Raw genomic sequence first — 20,811 nt, 5'->3', positions numbered from 1 at the left:
GCGTCAGCGTCGGCGCCAGCAGCCGGTGAGGTGGTCGTCGACGACTCCGGCCGACTGCATCAGCGCGTACGCGGTGGTCGGTCCGACGAAGCGGAGCCCAGCGGCCTTCAGCGCTCGCGCGAGCGCCGTCGACCCGGGCGTCGTCGCAGGGACGTCGGCGGCTCGGACCACCCGGTCCTCGACGTCCGGATCGTGGAAGGACCACACGAGCTCGTCGAGCGCGCCCTCGCCTCTCTGCTCCAGGAGCGCGAGCACGGCCCGGGCGTTGTCCCGGGTGGCGATGATCTTCGCGCGGTTCCGGATGATGCCGCTGTCCTCCATCAGCCGCTCGACATCGGTGTCGTCGTACCGGGCGACGCGGGCCGGATCGAAGCCGTCGAAGGCCTCGCGGAACCTCGGCCGCTTGCGGAGGATCGTGATCCAGGAGAGGCCGGACTGGAACGCCTCGAGGGAGATCTTCTCGAACAGCGGGCGATCTCCGTGCAGCGGGGTGCCCCATTCCTCGTCGTGGTAGCGGCGGTACTCCGGATCCGCGCCGCTCCAGGCGCAGCGGACCAGGCCGTCCTCTCCCTCGACGAGTCCGTCGGCCGTGCTCAACGGTGGGGGATCCCCTCGTGATCGAGAAGCCAGGCTTTCGTGGCGACGCCCTCGCCCGCGCTGAAGCCGGTGATCCGTCCGTCGCTCGCGAGGACGCGGTGGCAGCCCACGATGATCGGCACCGGGTTCGCACCTACCGCTCCGCCGATCGGCCGGCCCGCCCGGGGGCGACCGGCGGCCGTGCCCAGTGCGCCGTAGGAGGTGATCTCCCCGAAGCCCAGAGCCTGGAGCCGCTGCCAGATCTCGAGCTGGAAGGGCGTGCCGCGCAGAGCGACCGGCAGATCGAAAGAGCGGCGGGTCCCGTCGAAGTACTCGTCCAGCTGCTCGACGGCCCGCAGGAGCACCGGGAGGTCCGACTCCGGGAGGTGCTCGTGCGGGAGCAGACCGGCCTGCTCGATGGCGAGCGAGACGATCGCATCGCCGTCGCTGCCCACTTCGATGCGGCCGAGGGGGCTCGTCGTCCGTCGGACGTGAAGGGGAGTCGTTCTCATGCGTCGAGAGTATCCGCGGGACTCCCCACCGACCGGCGGGAATCGGACACCGGTGCAGAACTCGGCCGATCGGTCCCTGTGGAGGGATTCCTGGGGGCCGGAGGGCGCCATCCGTGCGCCGGCGATTCGGTGTCGATGGGACCTCTCCCTCCACAGGCGGCGATCTCGAGATCCTTCCGATGATCCCGAGGGCCGTCGCTCCCGGCGGGTGCGAGGGTCGGCAGGATCGCAGCATGACCTCCTCAGCGCTCCTCCTCCGCCCCGCTCCCGCCTCGCGTGTCCCGGCCTCACCCGACGACGCCGCCCTGTTCCACGCCGCTCACGGGTCCCGGCGGTGTGCGGCCGAGGCGAGCCTCGTGCTCGTCCCGTTCCGGGCCGGCGCGCCGAGCGGCTCGCTCCGCTTCGAGCTGTCGGGGGCGGATCCGTCCCTGATCGCGCGGGCCAGCCTCGGTGCGCTCGGCCGGTTCGGGCGGGTGCAGCGAGCACTCGCGCTGGTGCATCCCGGCGAGGCGGGTCCGGAGTCGTGCGAGGGACTCGTCGCCGCCCTCGAGGAGCGTGCGCGCCGGCTCCCCGGCCTCGCCCTCCGCGTCGCCGTGCTCCCGTCGTCCGGCCGCGACGACGGGCTCGAGGCCGGCGACCGGGACGACCCGCGAGCGGTGGCCGCCGCGGTCGACCGTCTCCTCGACCGCCACCCGCGGGCCGAACTGCCCGACGTGCTGTTGCACGGCGTCGACGACCTCGTCCGGCGAGCTCTCACCGGTCCCGATCCCGAGGTCCGGCCTGCGGGCCTGGCTGCGCTCGTCGTGGCCGTGCAGCGCAGCCGCGGTGCGGACCGCGTGCTGCGGTCGGCGCGGAGCGGTGACCCCTGCGCGGCGGGAGCGCTCGCCCCGCTGCTCCGCCGTGCCGCCGTCGTCGCACCCGCGAGCGAGCGAGCCGGAGTGCTCGTCCTCCTCGCGCGGATCCTGGCCGGTGAGGGCCGTGCCGACGAGGCCGGACGGCTCGCCGACGAGGCCGTCGCTCTCGATCCGCACCACGCAGGTGCGCGCCGGGTCGCGGCCGCACTCGCCGCCGATCGGCGGGAGCGCGCCGCGTGAGGTCGCTAGAGCCGCGACCAGGCCTCGGTGAGAACGCTCCGGAGGATCTGCTCGATCTCGTCGAACTCGCGCGGGCCGATGGTGAGCGGCGGTGCGAGCTGCACGACGGGATCGCCTCGGTCGTCCGCCCGGCAGTACAGCCCCGCGTCGAAGAGCCCCTTCGAGAGGAATCCGCGCAGCAGCCGCTCCGACTCGTCCTCGTCGAACGTCTCCTTCGTCGCCTTGTCCTTCACCAGCTCGATGCCGAAGAAGTAGCCGTCGCCCCGGACGTCGCCGACGATCGGCAGGTCGAGCAGCTTCTCGAGCGTGGACCGGAAGACGGGCGAGTTCTCGCGCACGCGCTCGTTCAGGCCCTCCTCCTCGAATATGTCGAGGTTCTCGAGCGCGACCGCGGCCGAGACGGGGTGGCCGCCGAAGGTGTAGCCGTGCGGGAAGACGACCTGACCGTGGCGGAAGGGCTCGTAGATCCGATCGCTGACGATCGTCGCGCCGATGGGGGAGTAGCCGCTGGTCATCCCCTTCGCGCAGGTGATCATGTCCGGCACGTAGCCGTACTCGTCGCAGGCGAACATGTGCCCGATACGGCCGAACGCGCAGATCACCTCATCGGACACCAGCAGCACGTCGTGCTTGTCGCAGATCTCGCGGACCCTCTGGAAGTACCCGGGAGGGGGCGGGAAGCAGCCGCCCGAGTTCTGCACGGGTTCCAGGAACACGGCGGCCACCGTGTCCGGCCCCTCGAACTCGATCATCTCCTCGATGCGGTTCGCCGCCCACAGGCCGAACGCCTCGAGGTCGTCGCCGTGCTCGGGAGCCCGGTAGAAGTTGGTGTTGGGGACACGGAAGCCGCCCGGCACCAGCGGTTCGAACATCGACTTCATCCCGGGGATGCCCGTGATCGCGAGCGCTCCCTGGGGAGTGCCGTGATACGCGACCGAGCGCGAGACGACCTTGTGCTTGCCCGGCTTGCCCTGCAGCTTCCAGTAGTGCTTGGCGAGCTTGAAAGCCGTCTCCACAGCCTCGCCGCCGCCGGTCGAGAAGAAGACCCGGTTGAGGTCGCCCGGCGCGTGGTCGGCGAGCCGGTCGGCCAGCTCGATCGCCGAGGGGGTCGCGTAGGACCAGAGCGGGAAGAAGGAGAGCTCGGACGCCTGCTTCGCCGCGGCCTCCGCCAGTCGGCGCCGCCCGTGTCCCGCATTGACGACGAAGAGGCCGGACAGGCCGTCGAAGTACTTGCGCCCGGTGCTGTCCCAGATGTGGTGTCCCTCGCCGCGCGTGATGATCGGCACGCCCGCGCCGGAGTCCATCGTCGACTGACGGGTGAAGTGCATCCAGAGGTGGTCCTTCGCCTTCTTCTGCAGGGAGGCGTCGTCGATCCCCCCTGGCGCGTCGGTCCCGCGGACGGGATCGCCCGACTCGAGGCCGGAGGTCGAGAAGGCTGTCTCGGTGGTCATCTTTTACCGCGTTCCCCAGTTGTAGAACTGCTTGTGGAGCTTCAGATAGACGAAGGTCTCGGTCGAGAGCACGCCGGGAAGCGACCGGATCTCCTGGTTGAGCAGGGCGATCAGATCGTCGTCGTTCTCGCACACGACCTCGGCGAGGATGTCGAAGGAGCCGGCTGTCAGCACGACGTAGTCGACGGCGGGGATGGAGGCGAGCCGGTCCGCGACGTCGCGGGTGTCGCCGGTGACGCGCACACCGATCATCGCCTGGCGGTAGAAGCCGAGCTGCATCGGATCCGTCACCGCGACGATCTGCATGACGCCCGACTCCGTGAGCTTCTGCACCCGCTGCCGGACGGCCGCCTCGCTCAGGCCCACGGCCTTGCCGATCTCGGCGTACGAGCGCCGACCGTCGGCCTGCAGCTGCTCGATGATCGCCTTCGACACCTCGTCGAGCTGGACAGGACGCTGAGAGGGTGGGCGAGACGGGGCCATGCGGCGATTCTGGCAGTCCACGGGGGCCCGGGCAAGTGGATCCGCACGTCGGAGCTCGCTCCGGCATCGGATCCGGTGGTCGGAGCGTGGTCCCGTCTGCGCGACGGACATCGGGCGACAGCGATGGCGGCCGGCTCGGCGGAGGGCCGTCAGCGACTACCATCGGGAGGCGGCAGGGCACCCCTGGAGCCGGCGGTCACGGGCCGTCGGACCGGACGGCCGCGGGCCACGGGGATGCGAGGAGCAGCGATGACGCAGATCGGCCGCAGCCGCGCGTCCGTCACCGTCCCCGTCTCCGCCTGGAGCTCCGACGCGCCCTCGGCCGAAGTGACCCTCGGCTGGGCCGCGCGCACCGAGACCGGCCACGTGCGCAGCGCGAACGAGGACAGCTACCTCGCCAAGAGCCCGCTCTTCGCTGTCGCCGACGGGATGGGCGGGCACGCGGCAGGAGAGGTCGCCAGCGACGCGGTCGTGTCGCGCCTGTCCACCGCGGCGCTCGGCGCGACCGTCGGAGCGGAGGAGATCGACCGGGCGCTTCGGGAGGCGGTAGGGGACATCGCCCGGCAGTCGCACACGGCCGACGTCGGCACCGGGACCACGGTCACCGGGATCGCGCTCACGGTGGTCGGGGGAGAGCCCTACTGGTCCGTCTTCAACATCGGCGACTCGCGCGTGTACCTGAGCGTCGCCGGGACCCTCGTGCAGCTCACCGTGGACCACTCCATCGTCCAGGAGCTGGTCGACGCGGGCCTGATCTCCCGCGACGAGGCCGACGTGCATCCGCACAGCAACGTGATCACCCGCGCGGTCGGCTTCCACGAGGCGCCCGTCCCCGACTACCGGCTCGTGCCCGTCCTCGCCGGATCGCGTCTGCTGATCTGCTCGGACGGACTCACGAAGGAGCTGACCGATGCCGGCGTCGGCCACCTGCTCAGCGGCACCGGCTCCGCTCAGGAGGCGGCCGACGCCCTGGTCGACGCCGCGCTGGACAACGGCGGGCGCGACAACGTCACCGTGATCGTCGTCGACGTCCTCGCGGTCACCGGCGACGAGGAGGCCGGCGCACCGGTCTGACGAGCAGAGCTCCGGCACGGGACGGCCGCGGTCGCGGTGCCGCCGGACCGCCCGCACGCGCCGAACGGCCGTACGACGGTCCTGCGCCTGCCGGTTCGCGTCGGGTTCGGCCGGCTCGAGGCTCCCCGCGCCGGCGCTGGGTACGATGGTGAGCGGAAGGGCGTTCTCGGTGATCTGCAGCAAGTGTGGCTCCAACCTCGCTCCCGGGGCGATCCTCTGCGGCGAGTGCGGTTCGTCGGTGGCGGCGCATGCCACGACGGGTGCGTCCCGCCCCTCGTCCTCCGGCGACACGACGGTCCTCGACCCGTCCCGCCGTGCCTGGCTGCCGGGCCTGGCCCCCGGCCGGCACCGGCGTCCCGCCCCCGGCGCACCGATGGCGCCGCCCTCGCAGGGGCTCGTGCGCCTCAGCTTCGCGACCGGGCAGCACGCGATCGTGACCGGCAACGGCCTGATCGGACGCCAGCCGCTCCCGGACCCCAACGAGACGTTCCGGCACATCCTCGCGATCCCGGATCCGTCGCGATCCCTCTCCAAGACCCACCTCGAGTTCGGCTTCGACGAGGGCGGGCTCTGGGTCAGGGACCGCTGGTCGGCCAACGGGTCCGTGCTGGTCGCGCCGACCCAGGCGCCGCTCCCGCTCGAGGCCGGCCGCCGCTACCGCGCGAAGCTCGGCAGCCGGATCCTGCTCTCCTCGGTCGAGATGGCGGTCGAGCGCGTCGACGGGTCCGCCGGCGGCTCGGGACGCCCGCCCCTCACCCGCTGACGGCACGGCCTCCGGGGACCGAAGCGGCGGTCGAGACGGCCGCCGGGTGCGGAATTCGTGACGATCATGTTTCCGGATGAGCGTGCTCCTCCGTTCGCCGTGACAGGCGGATGAGCGCTGTGCCAGTATTTCCCCACGTTCGGCCCTCGAGGCACGAGCCCCGACGCAGTCAGGAGCCCCCGCCATGACCCGTCCCCTCCCGAGGGATCCCGTCCTCCGCCGGGCCGTCGCCGCGGCACGCTCGCACGAGCGCGAGCGCCGGGCGGTCCTCTCGCGTCGGGCGGTCCTCGGCGGGATCGGCCTCGGAGCGGGTACCCTCGCCCTGGCCGCCTGCGCCCCGCAGACCCGTGCCGCTCCGACCGCCGCCGCCGACGGATCGGCCGGCGACCCGCGCCTGGTGTGGGACAACTGGCCCGCCTACATGGACGAGGACGACGACGGGAACCACCCCACGCTCCAGGGCTTCGAGGAGCAGACGGGCATCGCGGTGACCTACAACGTCGCCGTCGACGACAACAACTCGTACTACGGCAAGGTGAAGGATCAGCTCGCGCTCGGGCAGTACATCGGCGCCGACACGGTCTGCCTGACGGAGTGGATGGTCTCGCGCCTGGTCCGCCGCGGCTACGTGCAGGAGCTCGACCACGCGAACATCCCGAACATCGCCAACCTCACCCCCTCGCTGGCGAACCCCGACTTCGATCCGGGCCGCCGGCTCTCCCTCCCGTACCAGGCGGGGTTCTCGGGCATCTGCTGGAACAGGGAGAAGCTGCCGAAGGGCCTCTCGAGCATCGAGGAGCTGTGGGATCCGTCGCTCCGCGGCCGCGTCGGCGTGCTGAGCGAGATGCGCGACACGATCGGGCTCATCATGCTCGCTCAGGGGACGGACATCGCCGGCTCCTGGGGCGACGACGAGTACATGAACGCGATCGACGTCTTCCGCGAGCAGGTCGACGCCGGACAGATCCGCAACATCAAGGGGAACGCGTACCTCAACGACCTGCAGAACGAGGACACCCTCGCGGCGATCTGCTGGTCCGGCGACATCACCCTGATCAACGCCGAGGCCGGCGACAAGTGGGAGTTCGCCTTCCCCGACTCGGGCGGCGCACTCTGGAACGACACCTTCGTGGTCCCGATGGGCTCCGAGCGCAAGGCCAACGCCGAAGCCCTGATGAACTACTACTACGAGCCGGAGGTCGCCGCCGAGGTGGCCGCCTGGGTCAACTACATCACCCCCGTGGATGGAGCGAAGGACGTCATGGAGAGCATCGATCCGGAGCTGGCCGAGAACCAGCTGATCTTCCCCGACGAGGACACGCTCGCGCAGGCGCACGTGTTCCGGACCCTGACCGCCGCGGAGGAGAAGGAGTACCAGGCCGAGTTCCAGAAGGTGCTCCTGGGCATCTGATGGCGATCGGGACCTTCGCCGAGAGCGGCGCCGACCTCCAGCTGGTCGGGATCAGCAAGCAGTACCCGGGCTTCACGGCCATCGACTCCCTGGACCTCACCATCCCGGCGGGCTCCTTCTTCGCCCTGCTGGGCCCCTCGGGCTGCGGCAAGACGACGACGCTGCGCCTGGTCGCCGGGCTCGAGGAGCCCTCCGCCGGCCGGATCCTCATCGGCGGGCGGGACGTCACCGAGACGAAGACGTACCAGCGGCCCGTCAACACCGTGTTCCAGTCGTACGCGCTGTTCCCGCACATGTCGATCCTCGAGAACGTCGCCTTCGGCCTGAAGCGGCGGAGGATCGCCGACCCCGTCGGCAAGGCGCACGAGGCGCTCCGCCTGGTCGAGCTCGACCACCTCGCCCAGCGCCGCCCCGCGCAGCTCTCCGGTGGTCAGCAGCAGCGGGTCGCCCTCGCGCGCGCCCTCGTCAACCGGCCCGCCCTGCTCCTCCTCGACGAGCCGCTCGGCGCCCTCGACCTCAAGCTCCGCCGGCAGATGCAGCTGGAGCTCAAGTCGATCCAGGAGGAGGTGGGCCTCACCTTCCTCCACGTCACGCACGACCAGGAGGAGGCCAGGACGATGGCCGACACGGTCGCGGTGATGAACAAGGGCAGGATCGAGCAGATGGGCGCGCCGGAGGAGCTCCACGAGCTCCCGCGCACCGCGTTCGTCGCGAACTTCCCCGGCCAGTCCAACCTCTTCACGCGCGAGGTGGTCGGCAGCACCGACCGCGCACTCACCGTCGACGCGGGCGGGCACCGGATCGTCGTGCCCGTCGCCCGCTGCGCCCGCACGAGCGGGGAGATCACGGTCGGCGTCCGCCCCGAGAAGCTCCTGCTGCTGACGCAGGAGCCGCCGGCGGACTCCGGCCGGAACGTGCTCGGGCCCGGCCGAGTGGTCGACGTCTCCTTCAGCGGGGTCAGCACCCAGTACACGATCCGGATGCCGGGCCTGGGCCCGGTGGTCGTCTTCGCGCAGAACATGGTCTTCGGGCCGGTCGTCGGCGAGGGAGCGGAGGTGTGGGTCGGCTTCAGCACCGAGCACGGCTTCGGACTCGCGGACGAACCGGGCTCGGTCCCGCGCTTCGAGGCGGACGACTCCACCAGCGCCATCGCCGTGCAGCGCCGGGGGCTCCTGGCCGGTCGCAGCGGGGGAGCGTAGGCATGGCCTTCGCCGCCTTCGCCACGGGGCAGGCGGATCCTCAGGACGCTCCGGTCCGCCGGCGGTCGACGGTCGCGCTCGTCCTGCTGCTGCCGGGCATCGCCTACATGCTGCTGTTCTTCCTGGCGCCGCTGATCTCGCTCGTGCTCACGTCCTTCCAGGCCGAGGTGCCGGACGGGGACATCGGCGAGTACGCCCCCGGGTTCGCCTGGCAGAACTACCTCGTGGTGATGGGCGACTACTGGCCGCACGTGCTCCGCTCCTTCGGCTACGCGCTGATCGCGACGGTGCTCGCGCTGGTGATCAGCTACCCGCTGGCCTACTTCATCGGAGTGAAGGCGCGGCCCTGGCCGCTGCTGCAGAACCTGCTCCTCACGCTGGTGATCGCGCCCTTCTTCATCAGCTTCCTGCTCCGGACGCTGGCGTGGAAGCAGATCCTCGCGGACGAGAGCCCGCTCGTGCAGGCGCTCAAGGCCGTGGCGGTCCTGCCGAGCGACGGCCACCTCACGGGGACGCCGATCGCCGTGATCTTCGGCATCACCTACAACTTCATCCCGTTCATGACGCTGCCGCTGTACACGACGCTCGAGCGCCTCGACGTACGCTTCCTGGAGGCAGGGTCGGATCTCTACGCGCACCCCGCCTCCGTGTTCTGGAGCGTGACCGTCCCCCTGTCGATGCCGGGCATCGTCTCCGGCACGCTGCTGACGTTCATCCCCGCGGCGGGCGACTACATCAACGCGAGCCGGGACTTCCTCGGCTCGTCGCAGACCTCGATGGTGGGCAACGCGATCGAGGCGAACTTCCTCACGCTCGAGAACTACCCGGCGGCCGCCGCGCTCTCGATCGTGCTGATGGCCGTGATCCTGGTCATCGTCGGCTTCTACGTGAAGCGCAGTGGAACGGAGGACCTCCTGTGACCGCGACGGCCGACCGTCCGCTCGCGAGCGCCCAGGAGGCGCTCGGCGCGCCGCCCCCCGCCCCGATCCGGGGCCGCCGCCGCTTCCGGGGCCTCGGGCTCGGCGTCTACACGGCGCTGGCGCTGCTCTTCCTGCTCATCCCTATCGGGTACACCTTCGTCTTCTCCTTCAACGACTCGGGGAAGAGCAACCTCGCCTGGCGCGGGTTCACCCTCGACAAGTGGGTGTCGGCCTGGACCAGTGAAGAGGTGATGACCGCCTTCGGGAACAGCCTGCTGGTCGGTGTGATCGCCACCGTGCTGGCCACTGCGCTCGGCACCATGATCGCCATCGCGCTCGTGCGGTTCCGCTTCCGGTTCCGGTCGGCGATCAGCCTGCTGCTGTTCCTCCCCATGGCGACTCCGGAGGTGGTGCTCGGAGCCGGCCTCGCCGCGCAGTTCCTCAGCGTGGGCGCCGAGAAGGGGCTGGTCACGATCGTGCTGGCGCACACGATGTTCTGCATCAGCTTCGTCGTGGTCACCGTGAAGGCGCGGGTGGCGAGCCTGGACCCGAAGCTGGAGGAGGCGGGACGCGACCTCTACGCGTCGCCGAACCAGGTCTTCTGGCGGATCACCTTCCCGCTGCTGCTGCCCGGCATCCTCGCCGCGGCGCTGCTCTCGTTCGCGCTGAGCTTCGACGACTTCATCATCACGAACTTCAACTCCGGATCGGTCACCACGTTCCCGAAGTTCATCTACATCGCGGCGGCGCGCGGCATCCCGGCGGAGGCGAACGTCATCGCATCGGCGGTGTTCGTCCTGGCGATCCTCGTGGTGGTGATCACGCAGGTCTCCGCGGCGGCCCGGGCGAAGCGCCTCGCGCGCGAGCAGTAGCTCAGGGCGTGCCGGGACGTGCGGTCAGACGTAGGAGGCGCGGATCGCGCCGACCGGGCGCCCGCCGCCCGACACGACCGGGTTCAGCCGCACCAGCACGTCGTTCGCCGCGGTCCGGTCCACCGCGTCCGCCTCGACCAGGAGCTTCAGCGCGACCACGGTCGCGGCGCGCAGGCTCCCGTCGAGGATCTTCAGGGCGACGGTGGTGCCGTCGGGCGAGGCCATCACGAGCACGCCCTCGGCGCCGAGCTTGGCGACCAGGCCCAGGCGCTCGATCACGACGGTGTTGTCCCGGCCCGGGCCGTCGATCGCCCACGCGTTCTCGAGGATCGCGGCCGTGAGGACGCCGGCCTGGCGGTAGAGGCCGAACGGTGAGGCGGGGGAGGAGGACACGATCCGTGAGACGCCCTTCGCCAGCGCGGTCAGAGGAAGGGCGTGCACGGGAGCTCCGCAGCCGTCGATCCCCGAGGCCACGACGCGCTCGCCGGTGAGGCGCTCGATCGTGTCGACGATGTGCTGCTGCAGCGGGTGCGTCCGCTCGAGGTAGTCCTCGGTGCTCCAGCCGTTCTGCACGCAGGCCAGCAGCATCGCCGCGTGCTTGCCCGAGCAGTTCATGTAGAGCGGGTCCGGAGTCGCGCCCGCCCGCAGCAGCTGAGCGCGGGTCCCGGAGTCGCCGGGCCAGTCGGCCGGGCACTGCAGGGCGGTGTGGTCCAGGCCGGCGCGGAAGAGCAGGTTCTGCACCAGCGCCACGTGCTGGGGGATGCCGGCGTGGCTCGCGGTGGCGATGACCGCCTCCGCGCCGTTCAGCTCGACTCCGGCGGTCATCACCGCGAGGGCCTGGAACGGCTTGAGGCAGGAGCGGGGGAAGACGGGAGCCGTCGGGGTGCCGAGGCTGCGGGCGACGCGGCCCTCGGAGTCGAGGAGGACGGCGGAGCCGGCGTGGCGCGACTCGACGAACCCGGATCGCTCGACGACGGCCAGCTCGACGGACTCGGCGACGGTGAAGGTTCCTGCTGGCATCCCCCCATCCTGCCCGATGCGTGGACCGGTCCCGCGCTCCCCGAGACGCCGAAGGCCACCGGGGAGCGCCTCGGCGCCCGCGGTGGCCTTCGGAGGATCGCGCCTAGAGGGTGGCGAACGCGTCGGCGATGACCGACACGGCGTCGTCGAGCAGCTCGTCGGTGAGGGCGAGGCTCGGCAGGAAGCGGACCACGTTGCCGTAGGTGCCGGCGCTCAGCACGAGGACCCCGTGCTGGGCGGCGTAGTCGATGATCGCCTGGACCGCGACGGCGTTCGGCTCCTTCGTGGTGCCGGCGGTGCCGGGCTGCACGAGCTCCATCGCCATCATCGCGCCGATGCCGCGGACGTCGCCGATGATGTCGTAGCGCTCCTGCAGGCCTCGAAGCGCCGCGCCCAGGCGTGCGCCGATCCGATCGGCCTCGGCGAGGAGGCCCTCGCGCTCGATGCGCTCGAAGACCGCGACGGCGGCGGCGGCGGCGACGGGGTTCCCGCCGAAGGTGCCGCCCAGTCCGCCGGCCTGCGCCGAGTCCATGATCTCGGCGCGGCCCGTCACGCCCGCGAGCGGCAGGCCGCCGGCGATGCCCTTGGCCGAGAGGACGAGGTCGGGGACGAGGCCGAGGTGCTCGCTGGCGAACCAGGCGCCGGTGCGGGCCATGCCCGACTGGATCTCGTCGGCGACGAAGACGATGCCGTTGGCCGTGCACCACTCCTGCAGTGCCGGGAGGAAGCCGTCGGCGGGGACCATGAAGCCGCCCTCGCCCTGGATGGGCTCGGCGACGAGGCAGGCCAGGGCGGACGCGCCGACGGTCTTCTCGAGGTACGAGATCGCGCGCTGGGCGGCCTCGGCTCCCGACAGGCCGTCGTGGTACGGGTACGAGCTCGGCGCACGGTGGACGTCGCTGGCGAAGGGTCCGAAGCCCAGGCCGTAGGGCAGCGCCTTGAAGTTCATGGCCATCGTGAGGTTCGTGCGTCCGTGGTACGCGTGGTCGAGCACCGCGACGCCGGGGCGGCCGGTGTGCTTGCGCGCGATCTTGACGGCGTTCTCGACCGCCTCGGCACCGGAGTTGACCAGGACGGTCTTCTTGGCGAAGTCGCCGGGGGTGTGCTGGGCCAGCAGCTCCGCGACGCGGATGTAGGGCTCGTACGGAGTGACGGTGAAGAGGGTGTGCGTGAGGCGCGCGAGCTGCTCCGCGGCGGCCGCGACGACGGAGTCGTCGGTGTGCCCGATCGTCGTCACGCCGATGCCGGCGCCGAGGTCGATGAAGCTGTTGCCGTCGACGTCGACCAGGATCGCGCCGTGCGCGCGGTCGATGTAGACGGGGAGCGCGGTGCCGACGCCGGTGGGCACGACGGCGAGGCGGCGCTCGTGCAGGGCCCGGGATCGCGGCCCGGGGATCTCGGTCGCGACGCGCCGCTCCTGGGGGACTGCGGACGTGGGAACCTGGGGGGCGAGCGTGTCTGTCATGGTCCTCGGAGTCTACCCGCGGGGGTTCCGCGTCCAGAGGTCCAGACCGGCGCGACCGGCCTGATCCACCGCCGTCGAGGAGGAGCCCGATGAAGTCCGAGCACGAGTACGCGGTGTCCGTCGTCTGGGAGGGCGACCGGGGCACCGGCACGAGCGGCTATCGCGAGTACGGGCGCCAGCTGACCGTCACGGCGGAGGGCCCGGCGCCCATCCTCGCCTCGGCCGACACGCCCTTCCGGGGCGACGCCGACCGCTGGAACCCGGAGCAGCTGCTCCTCGCGGCGCTCGCGCAGTGCCACCTCCTCTCCTACCTGCACGTGGCGGTCAAGAACGGAGTCGTCGTCACCGGCTACACGGACGACGCGGTGGGCTCGATGCTGCAGGAGGGGGAGAGCGGCCGCTTCACCTCGGTGACCCTCCGGCCCCGCGTCACTGTCGCCGAGGAGTCGATGGTGGCGATCGCCCAGACGCTGCACGCCGAGGCCTCCCGGCTCTGCTTCATCGCCAACTCGGTGAACTTCTCCGTCGCCCGCGAGCCGGAGGCGTCCGCGCGCTGAGGCTCAGCGGCGCTCGTGCGGGAGCGCCCGGCGGATGCGCTCGACCGTGGTCGTCGGCGGCGACTCGTTGTACGCACCGGCGAGCTCCTGCCCGGAGAGCGCGTGGACGGCCGCCATCACCTCGTCGGTGGCGTGGCGTCGGGCGCGGCCGGAGTCGGCGGAGCCGTGCCGCGAGAGGTCCAGCGGAGCCCCGAAGCGGACCGTGATCCGGTGCAGGCGCGGCACCCTCGTGCCCACCGGCTGGAGCTCCTGCGTGCCGATCATGCCGACGGGGACCACCGGCGCGCCCGTGGTGAGGGCGAGCCATGCCACTCCGGTGCGGCCCTTGTAGAGGCGCCCGTCGCGGGAGCGGGTGCCCTCGGGGTAGACGGCGAACGCCTCGTCCCGCTCGAGGATCGCCCGGCCGAGGTCCAGCGCCTCCTGAGCGGCCTGGCCGGCGCCGCGCTCGACCGCGACGGCTCCGACGCTCGTGAAGAAGGCGCGAGAGAGGGCGCCCCGCACGCCGGTCCCCGTGAAGTAGTCCGACTTGGCCAGGAACTGCACCGGCCGCGGGGCGAGCAGCGTCAGCACCGGGGAGTCGATGAACGAGAGGTGGTTGGCCGCCAGGATCACGCGTCCCTCGGCCGGGACGTTGTCGCGCCCCTCCACGATCGGCCGGTAGACCAGCCGGCCGACGCCGCCGATGGACAGGCGCGCCAGACGCGCGGAGAGGCCGATCCCCGGGGGAGTCGGCCTCTCGTGGTCGTCGTCGATCCGCATTCCGACGAAGCTACCGGGGCGTCCATGCCGCTCCGGTCATGCGGCGGATCAGCCGAACTGGGCGAGCGCCTCCTCGATGACCGTCGCGGCGTCGTCGATGAGCTCCTCGCTGATGACCACGCTCGGCATGATCCGCAGCACGCTGTCCCAGCTGCCCGCGTCGAGGACGATCACGCCGTTCGTGGTGGCGTGCTTCAGGATCGCCGTGAGCGCCTCCGGGTACTGCTTCTTCGTGCCCGGGTGGACGAGCTCGACGCCCCACATCGCGCCCTTGCCGCGGACCTCGCCCACGACCGCGAAGCGCTCGGCCCAGTCGCCGATCCGCGCCTGCAGCAGGCGCTCGACCCGCTGCGCCTCCTCCAGCAGGCCCTCGGACTCGATCGCCTCGAACGTCGCGAGCGCCGCGGCGGTGGAGACGGGGTTGCCGCCGAACGTGCCGCCGATGCCGCCGGGCTGCACGGCGTCCATGATCTCGGCGCGGCCGGTGACGGCGGCGAGCGGGAAGCCGCCGGCGATGCCCTTGGCCGTCGTGATGAGGTCCGGGACCACGCCGTGGTGCTCGATGGAGTACCAGGTGCCGGTGCGGGCGATGCCGGCCTGGATCTCGTCCGCGACGAAGACGATGCCGTTCTCGGTGCAGAACTCGGACAGGCGGCGGAAGTAGCCCGGCGCCGGGATGATGATGCCGCCGTCGCCCTGGATCGGCTCGACGAAGAGCGCGGCCAGCTCCTGCGCGCCGATGTGGGTGGTGATGTAGTCGATGGTGCGCTCGGCCGCCTCCTCGCCCGTCATGCCCTCGGGGTCGCGGAACGGGTAGCTGATCGGGAGGCTGTAGATCTCTCCCGGGAAGGGGCCCATGCCCGCGCGCTCCGGCCAGGGGCGGTAGGTCATCGCCATCGTGAGGTTTGTGCGGCCGTGGAAGGCGTGGTCGAGCGTCGCGATGGCGCGGCGGCCGGTGAACTTCCGCGCGATCTTGACGGCGTTCTCGACCGCCTCCGCGCCGGAGTTGACCAGGATCGAGTGCTTCTCGAAGTCCCCGGGGGTGATCTCGGCGAGCTTCTCGGCGACCCGGACGTAGTTCTCGTACGGAGTGACGGTGAAGAGGGTGTGCGTCAGCTTCTCGGCCTGCGCGGCGGCCGCCGCGGCGACCGCGGGGTGCGCGTGGCCGATGGTGGTCACTCCGATGCCGCAGCCGAGGTCGATCAGGCGGTTGCCGTCGACGTCGACCAGGACCGCGCCCGACGCGTGGTCCATGTAGATGTTCGCGAGCGTCCCGGCGCCGCGGGAGACGCTGGCGACGCGGCGCTCCTGGAGGGCGACGGAGCGCGGGCCGGGGAGCTCGGTGACGAGCTCTCGGGACTGGGGGACCGAGAATTCACGCATGCCCCGATGGTAGGCCTGGGACCGTTCGAGGACCCGCACCCAGCGCGTTGCGAGGCGCGCCGTGCAGGATGGAGGCGATCCCCGAACGTCCACCGGCCGCCGCCGGTCACGAAAGGTGCCCCTGTGCGCAGAACCCTCGCGATCCTCGCCGTCCTCGGCGCCTCCCTGAGCCTGGCGGCCTGCACCCCCGGGGAGCCGGATGCAGCGCCGTCCGCCTCCGCCACCCCGCTCGGCTGCGCGACCGAGGGCGAGGCGACCGCCGCAGTGCAGACCAGCGGCGACTTCGCCACCAAGCCGGTCACCGTGTTCCCCAGCCCGGTCAGCGTGAACGCCACCGACCGCTCCGTGGCGATCGGGGTCACCGGCGAGGAGGTCGCCGAGGGCGACACCGTGCTGGTCGACTACACGCTCTACAACGGGACGAGCGGTGCCGAGTTCTCGGCGAGCAGCTACGCGTCCGGTGGCCGCGCGGCCTTCGAGGTCGACACCGACCAGTACCTCGCCGGTCTCGTGAAGGCCGTCAACTGCGCGACCGTCGGCTCGCGCGTCGTCGCCGTCGTTCCCCCGGCCGACGCGTTCGGCGACGCCGGGCAGAGCCAGTTCGGCATCGCCGCGACCGACTCGATCGTCATGGTGATCGACGTCGAGCAGATCGTGCCGACCGCCGCCGACGGCGAGCCGCAGCCCCCGGTCGACGGCCTGCCGACGGTGGCGCTCGCCGAGGACGGGGCGCCCACCGTCACCATCCCCTCGACCGACCCGCCCGCCGACCTGCAGCTCGCCGTCCTCAAGAAGGGGAGCGGCGCGACCGTGGCCGACGGCGACCAGCTGATCGTGCAGTACCAGGGCGTGGTCTGGGGCACCGGCGAGGTGTTCGACCAGAGCTGGGGGAAGCCCGCTCCCGCCGCCTTCGGCACCGGCGACGTGATCGAGGGCTTCAAGGAGGCCGTGGTCGGCCAGACCGTCGGCTCGCAGGTGCTGGTCACCATCCCGCCGTCGAAGGGCTACGGCGACCAGGGCAACCAGAACGCGGGGATCAGCGGGACCGACACCCTCGTCTTCGTGGTCGACATCCTCGCCATCAGCTGACCGGGAGGCGCTGGGTGCTCCGTGCCAGGATGGGCGGATGCGCAGGGTCATCATCCTCGGCTCGACCGGGTCCATCGGCACGCAGGCTCTCGACGTCATCGGCGCGAACCGCGAGCGGTTCGAGGTCGTCGGCCTCGCCGCCGGCTCGAACCGGGCGGCGGTCGCCGAGCAGGCGTCCGCGTTCGGCGTCGAGCACACGGCGTTCGGTGCGGAGGAGGCCGAGCAGCTGATCCGCTCGGTCGACGCGGACGTCGTGCTGAACGGGATCACCGGCTCGGTGGGGCTCGGCCCGACGCTCGCGGCGCTCGAGGAGGGCAGGACGCTCGCTCTCGCCAACAAGGAGTCGCTGATCGTCGGCGGCGAGCTCGTCACCTCGCTCGCCGGTCCCGGCCAGATCGTGCCGGTCGACTCCGAGCACTCCGCGATCGCCCAGGCCCTCCTCGCGGGCGAGCACCGCGAGGTCCGCCGCCTGGTGCTGACCGCGTCCGGCGGGCCGTTCCGGGGACGCGACCGCGCCTCCCTCCGCGACGTCACCCCGGCGCAGGCGCTCGCACATCCGACCTGGGACATGGGCCTGGTCGTCACGACCAACTCCTCCACCCTGGTCAACAAGGGGCTCGAGGTGATCGAGGCGCACCTGCTCTTCGACGTCCCCTACAACCGGATCGACGTCACCGTGCACCCGCAGTCGGTGATCCACTCGATGGTCGAGTACGTCGACGGCTCGACGATCGCCCAGGCCTCGCCGCCGGACATGCGGCTCCCGATCTCGCTCGGCCTCGACTGGCCGCACCGCGTCGCCGGGGTCGGCGTCCCGCTCGACTGGACCCGCTCCGACTCCTGGACGTTCGAGCCGCTGGACGAGGAGGCGTTCCCCTCGGTCCGGCTCGCGAAGCGCGTCGGGGAGGCGGGCGCCTCCTACCCGGCCGTGTTCAACGCGGCGAACGAGCAGGCCGTGCAGGCGTTCCACGCGGGGCGGATCGGCTCCCTCGACATCCTCGCGACGGTGGAAGCGGTGGTCGACGCGCACAGCATCGACGGCACGCTGACCCGCGAGTCGCTGGCCGCGGCGGAGGAGTGGGCGCGCCGCACGGCGGACGAGCGGATCGCCGGAGTCTGACCAGGGGTCATCCGAACGGGCTCCTTCTCCGCGGATCCGTGTCGGCGGACGTCGCGCCGCTGATCCGCTCGGCCGCGGAGTTCATCGGATCCGTGCAGGCGCACCCCAGCGTGGACGGGCGGGCCCGGCCTACAGTGTGTCGGTGGAATCCGTGCTGCTCTTCGTCCTCGGCGTCGTCATCATCGCCGTCGGCGTCGCCCTCTCCATCGCCCTGCACGAGGTCGGGCACCTGCTCCCCGCCAAGCTGTTCGGGGTCAAGGTCACGCAGTACATGATCGGGTTCGGGCCGACCCTCTTCTCCCGGCGCCGCGGCGAGACGGAGTACGGCGTCAAGGCGATCCCGCTCGGCGGCTACATCGCCATGATCGGCATGTACCCGCCGAAGCACCCGGGGGACCGGCCCACGGAGTCGAGCACAGGCTTCTTCAACGGCCTGGCGTCCTCCGAGGCCCAGCTCGAGGAGCCCCGGCGCGGCGCCTACGCCACGATGATCGACGAGGCCCGTGCCGCCAGCGCCGAGACGATCGGCGACGGCGAGGACCATCGCGCGTTCTACCGGCTCCCCGTGTGGAAGCGCGTGATCGTCATGGCCGGCGGCCCCTTCATGAACCTCGTGATCGCCACGGTCCTCTTCACCGTCCTCCTCTGCGGCATCGGGATCCCGCAGAGCACCAGCACCCTCGCCGCGGTCTCGCAGTGCGTGGTCCCGGAGTCGCAGCGCGCGACCGCGACCTGCACCGCCGACGACCCGCTGGCACCCGGAGCCGCGGCCGGCCTGCTGCCGGGCGACACGATCACGGCGATCGACGGCACTCCGGTGAGCACCTGGAACGACCTGACCCCGATCATCCAGCGCTCCGCGGGCGTCCCGCTCAGCGTGTCCGTCCAGCGCGACGGCGCCCCGCTGACCCTCACGATCACCCCGGCCGAGAACGAGGTCGCGGTGACCGACGCGAACGGCGCCCCCGTCACCGACGCCTCCGGTGCGATCGAGACGCAGACGGTCGGCTTCATCGGCATCTCGCCCACGTCGGCCCTCGCGCAGCAGCCGGTCACTGCGGGGGCCGAGACGGTCTAGTGGAACATCGCCAGCGTCGCCAATGTGATCGTCAACCTGTCGCAGCGCCTCATCGACGTCGCCCAGGCGGCGTTCGGCTCGGAGGCGCGCGACGCCAACGGCCCGATCAGCGTCGTCGGAGTGGGCCGGATCGCGGGCGAGATCGCCGCCTCCGACCAGCTCCCCGTCGTGTCCAAGGTGCAGACGATGGTCGGCGTCCTCGCCTCGCTCAACGTCGCCCTCCTCGTCTTCAACCTGGTGCCGCTGCTCCCCATGGACGGCGGCCACATCGCCGGCGCCCTCTGGGAGGGCCTGCGCCGCCGGATCGCCAAGCTCTTCGGACGTCGCGACCCCGGCCCCGTCGACATCGCCCGCCTGCTCCCGCTCACCTACGTCGTCGTCCTCGTCCTCGGCGGCATGAGCGCCCTCCTCATCTACGCCGACATCGTCAAGCCGATCACGCTGTTCTGAGTTGGATTCCACGCCGGGCCTCGCCCGGCGTGGCGCGGTCGGCTTCTCGGGGTGGGGCGTGGGTGGAGCGGGGTGCGAACGGCTGGGGCGAATCGCTGGGACGCGATTCACCGTTCGCCTCGAGGGTGGCAGGGCGGTCGCTGACCGGCGTGGCGCGGTCCGCTCTGTGAAGGGAGCGGGCTGGCAGCGTCTGCGGTTAATCGCTCGGACGGGATCGGCGGTTCGGCTCGGGAGCGAGGCGACCGCGGATCGTCGTGCGGTCTCGGGCTGAGAGCAGGTGCGGTGGACGGGTTCCGAGGCGCGCAGGAGGGGCGGCGGCTGGGAAGGTGCGGCGAGCGGACGAGGGGTCCCGCGGCGCGCGTACGATGGGGCGCGTGCCAGCAGTGAATCTGGGTCTTCCCAAGGTCCCCATGACCCTCGCCCCCCGCCGCAAGTCCCGCCAGATCAAGGTGGGCAAGGTGCTCGTGGGCGGTGACGCGCAGGTCAGCGTCCAGTCGATGTGCACCACACCGACGACGAACATCAACGCGACCCTCCAGCAGATCGCCGAGCTCACCGCGTCCGGCTGCGACATCGTCCGCGTCGCGGTGCCGAGCCGCGACGACGCGGAGGCGCTGCCGATCATCGCCAAGAAGAGCCAGATCCCGGTCATCGCCGACATCCACTTCCAGCCCAACTACGTCTACGCCGCGATCGACGCCGGCTGCGCCGCGGTCCGCGTGAACCCCGGCAACATCCGCAAGTTCGACGACCAGGTCGGCAAGATCGCCGCCGCCGCGAAGGCCGCCGGCGTGTCGATCCGCATCGGCGTCAACGCCGGCTCGCTCGAGCCGAGCATCCTGCAGAAGTACGGCAAGCCCACCCCCGAGGCCCTCGTCGAGAGCGCCGTCTGGGAGGCCAGCCTCTTCGAGGAGCACGACTTCCACGACTTCAAGATCTCGGTCAAGCACAACGACCCCGTCGTCATGGTGAAGGCCTACCGCCAGCTCGCCGAGCGCGGCGACTGGCCCCTCCACCTCGGCGTCACCGAGGCCGGCCCCGAGTTCCAGGGGACCATCAAGTCCGCCACCGCCTTCGGCATCCTCCTCGGCGAGGGCATCGGCGACACCATCCGCGTGTCCCTCTCGGCCCCGCCCGCGCAGGAGGTCAAGGTCGGCCTGCAGATCCTCCAGTCGCTGAACCTCCGCGAGCGCAAGCTCGAGATCGTCTCCTGCCCCAGCTGCGGCCGCGCACAGGTCGACGTCTACACGCTCGCCAACGACGTCACCGCCGGCCTCGAGGGCATGAGCGTCCCGTTGCGCGTCGCCGTCATGGGCTGCGTCGTCAACGGACCCGGCGAGGCCCGCGAGGCCGACCTGGGCGTCGCCTCCGGCAACGGCAAGGGCCAGATCTTCGTCAAGGGCGAGGTCATCAAGACCGTCCCCGAGGCCGAGATCGTCCAGACCCTCATCGAGGAGGCCAACCGCCTGGCCGCCGAGATGCCGGCCGACGACACCTCGACCGGAGCCCCGGTCGTCACCGTCGGCGCGAACTGA

At 71.5% G+C, this 20,811-nt stretch carries 19 protein-coding genes and 1 pseudogene; 12 read left to right on the top strand and 8 right to left on the bottom strand.

All coding sequences use genetic code 11. The annotated features are described in order from the left end of the window. Nucleotides 1–3: 3 nt before the first annotated feature. Entirely contained in the window at nucleotides 4–597 is a 594-nt protein-coding gene (locus C5C33_RS18760; protein ID WP_104260210.1) for a DNA-3-methyladenine glycosylase I, read from the bottom strand. After that, on the bottom strand, nucleotides 594–1,088 hold the full coding sequence (locus C5C33_RS18755; protein WP_104223029.1) for a methylated-DNA--[protein]-cysteine S-methyltransferase: 495 nt from the start codon (nucleotides 1,086–1,088) through the stop codon (nucleotides 594–596). The genes C5C33_RS18760 and C5C33_RS18755 overlap by 4 nt, the downstream gene beginning before the upstream one ends. 233 nt (nucleotides 1,089–1,321) lie before the next feature. On the opposite strand from C5C33_RS18755, the gene C5C33_RS00145 reads away from it, so the two are divergent. Then, entirely contained in the window at nucleotides 1,322–2,182 is an 861-nt protein-coding gene (locus tag C5C33_RS00145; RefSeq protein WP_104260100.1) for a hypothetical protein, read from the top strand. Nucleotides 2,183–2,187: 5 nt separating this feature from the next. Here the strand turns inward: C5C33_RS00145 and C5C33_RS00140 are convergent, their stop codons facing one another. Then, nucleotides 2,188–3,633 (bottom strand): aspartate aminotransferase family protein, encoded by a 1,446-nt coding sequence (locus C5C33_RS00140; protein ID WP_104223031.1) that lies wholly within the window; start codon nucleotides 3,631–3,633, stop codon nucleotides 2,188–2,190. 3 nt (nucleotides 3,634–3,636) lie between these two features. Beyond that, a complete protein-coding gene (locus C5C33_RS00135; protein WP_104223032.1) occupies nucleotides 3,637–4,116 on the bottom strand; it encodes an Lrp/AsnC family transcriptional regulator in 480 nt (159 codons plus the stop codon). Between the two features lie 249 nt (nucleotides 4,117–4,365). On the opposite strand from C5C33_RS00135, the gene C5C33_RS00130 reads away from it, so the two are divergent. The 6 genes from C5C33_RS00130 (at nucleotide 4,366) to C5C33_RS00105 (ending at nucleotide 10,355) form a co-directional block, all read left to right on the top strand. Further along, nucleotides 4,366–5,190, top strand: a complete 825-nt coding sequence (locus C5C33_RS00130; RefSeq protein WP_104225583.1) for a PP2C family serine/threonine-protein phosphatase — start codon at nucleotides 4,366–4,368, stop codon at nucleotides 5,188–5,190. Between the two features lie 169 nt (nucleotides 5,191–5,359). Next, entirely contained in the window at nucleotides 5,360–5,953 is a 594-nt protein-coding gene (locus C5C33_RS00125) for a hypothetical protein (protein ID WP_146085722.1), read from the top strand. 184 nt (nucleotides 5,954–6,137) lie between these two features. Continuing rightward, complete coding sequence (locus C5C33_RS00120) at nucleotides 6,138–7,364, top strand: PotD/PotF family extracellular solute-binding protein (RefSeq protein ID WP_104260099.1); 1,227 nt, start codon at nucleotides 6,138–6,140, stop codon at nucleotides 7,362–7,364. After that, nucleotides 7,364–8,563, top strand: a complete 1,200-nt coding sequence (locus C5C33_RS00115) for an ABC transporter ATP-binding protein (RefSeq protein WP_104260098.1) — start codon at nucleotides 7,364–7,366, stop codon at nucleotides 8,561–8,563. Before C5C33_RS00120 ends, C5C33_RS00115 begins: the two co-directional genes overlap by 1 nt. A 2-nt stretch (nucleotides 8,564–8,565) precedes the next feature. Next, a complete protein-coding gene (locus C5C33_RS00110) occupies nucleotides 8,566–9,483 on the top strand; it encodes an ABC transporter permease (RefSeq protein WP_104260097.1) in 918 nt (305 codons plus the stop codon). A 65-nt stretch (nucleotides 9,484–9,548) separates the two neighbouring features. Continuing rightward, entirely contained in the window at nucleotides 9,549–10,355 is an 807-nt protein-coding gene (locus C5C33_RS00105; RefSeq protein ID WP_181136168.1) for an ABC transporter permease, read from the top strand. A 24-nt stretch (nucleotides 10,356–10,379) separates the two neighbouring features. Here the strand turns inward: C5C33_RS00105 and C5C33_RS00100 are convergent, their stop codons facing one another. Beyond that, on the bottom strand, nucleotides 10,380–11,375 hold the full coding sequence (locus tag C5C33_RS00100) for an asparaginase (protein ID WP_104223039.1): 996 nt from the start codon (nucleotides 11,373–11,375) through the stop codon (nucleotides 10,380–10,382). Between the two features lie 103 nt (nucleotides 11,376–11,478). After that, nucleotides 11,479–12,840 (bottom strand): 4-aminobutyrate--2-oxoglutarate transaminase, encoded by a 1,362-nt coding sequence (gene gabT / locus C5C33_RS00095; RefSeq protein ID WP_104223040.1) that lies wholly within the window; start codon nucleotides 12,838–12,840, stop codon nucleotides 11,479–11,481. Nucleotides 12,841–12,929: 89 nt separating this feature from the next. Here gabT and C5C33_RS00090 point away from each other — a divergent pair, with 89 nt between their 5' ends. Beyond that, nucleotides 12,930–13,397, top strand: coding sequence for an OsmC family protein (locus tag C5C33_RS00090; protein ID WP_104260095.1), 468 nt, complete (start codon nucleotides 12,930–12,932; stop codon nucleotides 13,395–13,397). Between the two features lie 3 nt (nucleotides 13,398–13,400). On the opposite strand, the gene C5C33_RS00085 is transcribed toward C5C33_RS00090, so the two are convergent. Next, nucleotides 13,401–14,156 carry a 1-acyl-sn-glycerol-3-phosphate acyltransferase gene (locus tag C5C33_RS00085; protein WP_104223042.1) on the bottom strand — a complete coding sequence of 252 codons (756 nt, stop codon included), beginning with the start codon at nucleotides 14,154–14,156 and terminating at the stop codon, nucleotides 13,401–13,403. 48 nt (nucleotides 14,157–14,204) lie between these two features. Then, nucleotides 14,205–15,539 (bottom strand): aminotransferase class III-fold pyridoxal phosphate-dependent enzyme, encoded by a 1,335-nt coding sequence (locus C5C33_RS00080; RefSeq protein WP_104223043.1) that lies wholly within the window; start codon nucleotides 15,537–15,539, stop codon nucleotides 14,205–14,207. Nucleotides 15,540–15,662: 123 nt separating this feature from the next. Here C5C33_RS00080 and C5C33_RS00075 point away from each other — a divergent pair, with 123 nt between their 5' ends. The 4 genes and pseudogenes from C5C33_RS00075 (at nucleotide 15,663) to ispG (ending at nucleotide 20,811) form a co-directional block, all read left to right on the top strand. After that, nucleotides 15,663–16,628 (top strand): FKBP-type peptidyl-prolyl cis-trans isomerase, encoded by a 966-nt coding sequence (locus C5C33_RS00075; protein ID WP_104260094.1) that lies wholly within the window; start codon nucleotides 15,663–15,665, stop codon nucleotides 16,626–16,628. Nucleotides 16,629–16,665: 37 nt separating this feature from the next. After that, nucleotides 16,666–17,748: a 1-deoxy-D-xylulose-5-phosphate reductoisomerase gene (locus C5C33_RS00070; protein ID WP_104260093.1), complete on the top strand. Its 1,083-nt coding sequence runs from the start codon at nucleotides 16,666–16,668 to the stop codon at nucleotides 17,746–17,748. A 142-nt stretch (nucleotides 17,749–17,890) separates the two neighbouring features. Continuing rightward, nucleotides 17,891–19,276 (top strand): annotated as a pseudogene (locus tag C5C33_RS00065) (RIP metalloprotease). 374 nt (nucleotides 19,277–19,650) lie between these two features. Beyond that, a complete protein-coding gene (ispG, locus tag C5C33_RS00060) occupies nucleotides 19,651–20,811 on the top strand; it encodes a flavodoxin-dependent (E)-4-hydroxy-3-methylbut-2-enyl-diphosphate synthase (RefSeq protein ID WP_173244694.1) in 1,161 nt (386 codons plus the stop codon).

The sequence above is a fragment of the Rathayibacter sp. AY1H3 genome (assembly GCF_002932015.1).
Note: the sequence above shows the minus strand (reverse complement) of the source record. Positions and strands in the feature narration are given on the sequence as shown.

Excerpts from the sequence above, each read along its gene's own strand:
- C5C33_RS00070 (WP_104260093.1), top strand. The coding sequence starts at position 16,666 with ATGCGCAGGGTCATCATCCTCGGCTCGACCGGGTCCATCGGCACGCAG.
- gabT (WP_104223040.1), bottom strand. The coding sequence starts at position 12,840 with ATGACAGACACGCTCGCCCCCCAGGTTCCCACGTCCGCAGTCCCCCAG.
- C5C33_RS00080 (WP_104223043.1), bottom strand. The coding sequence starts at position 15,539 with ATGCGTGAATTCTCGGTCCCCCAGTCCCGAGAGCTCGTCACCGAGCTC.
- C5C33_RS00085 (WP_104223042.1), bottom strand. The coding sequence starts at position 14,156 with ATGCGGATCGACGACGACCACGAGAGGCCGACTCCCCCGGGGATCGGC.
- C5C33_RS00115 (WP_104260098.1), top strand. The coding sequence starts at position 7,364 with ATGGCGATCGGGACCTTCGCCGAGAGCGGCGCCGACCTCCAGCTGGTC.
- C5C33_RS00130 (WP_104225583.1), top strand. The coding sequence starts at position 4,366 with ATGACGCAGATCGGCCGCAGCCGCGCGTCCGTCACCGTCCCCGTCTCC.
- C5C33_RS00145 (WP_104260100.1), top strand. The coding sequence starts at position 1,322 with ATGACCTCCTCAGCGCTCCTCCTCCGCCCCGCTCCCGCCTCGCGTGTC.
- C5C33_RS18755 (WP_104223029.1), bottom strand. The coding sequence starts at position 1,088 with ATGAGAACGACTCCCCTTCACGTCCGACGGACGACGAGCCCCCTCGGC.
- C5C33_RS00120 (WP_104260099.1), top strand. The coding sequence starts at position 6,138 with ATGACCCGTCCCCTCCCGAGGGATCCCGTCCTCCGCCGGGCCGTCGCC.
- C5C33_RS00140 (WP_104223031.1), bottom strand. The coding sequence starts at position 3,633 with ATGACCACCGAGACAGCCTTCTCGACCTCCGGCCTCGAGTCGGGCGAT.
- C5C33_RS00110 (WP_104260097.1), top strand. The coding sequence starts at position 8,566 with ATGGCCTTCGCCGCCTTCGCCACGGGGCAGGCGGATCCTCAGGACGCT.
- C5C33_RS00090 (WP_104260095.1), top strand. The coding sequence starts at position 12,930 with ATGAAGTCCGAGCACGAGTACGCGGTGTCCGTCGTCTGGGAGGGCGAC.
- C5C33_RS00100 (WP_104223039.1), bottom strand. The coding sequence starts at position 11,375 with ATGCCAGCAGGAACCTTCACCGTCGCCGAGTCCGTCGAGCTGGCCGTC.
- C5C33_RS00135 (WP_104223032.1), bottom strand. The coding sequence starts at position 4,116 with ATGGCCCCGTCTCGCCCACCCTCTCAGCGTCCTGTCCAGCTCGACGAG.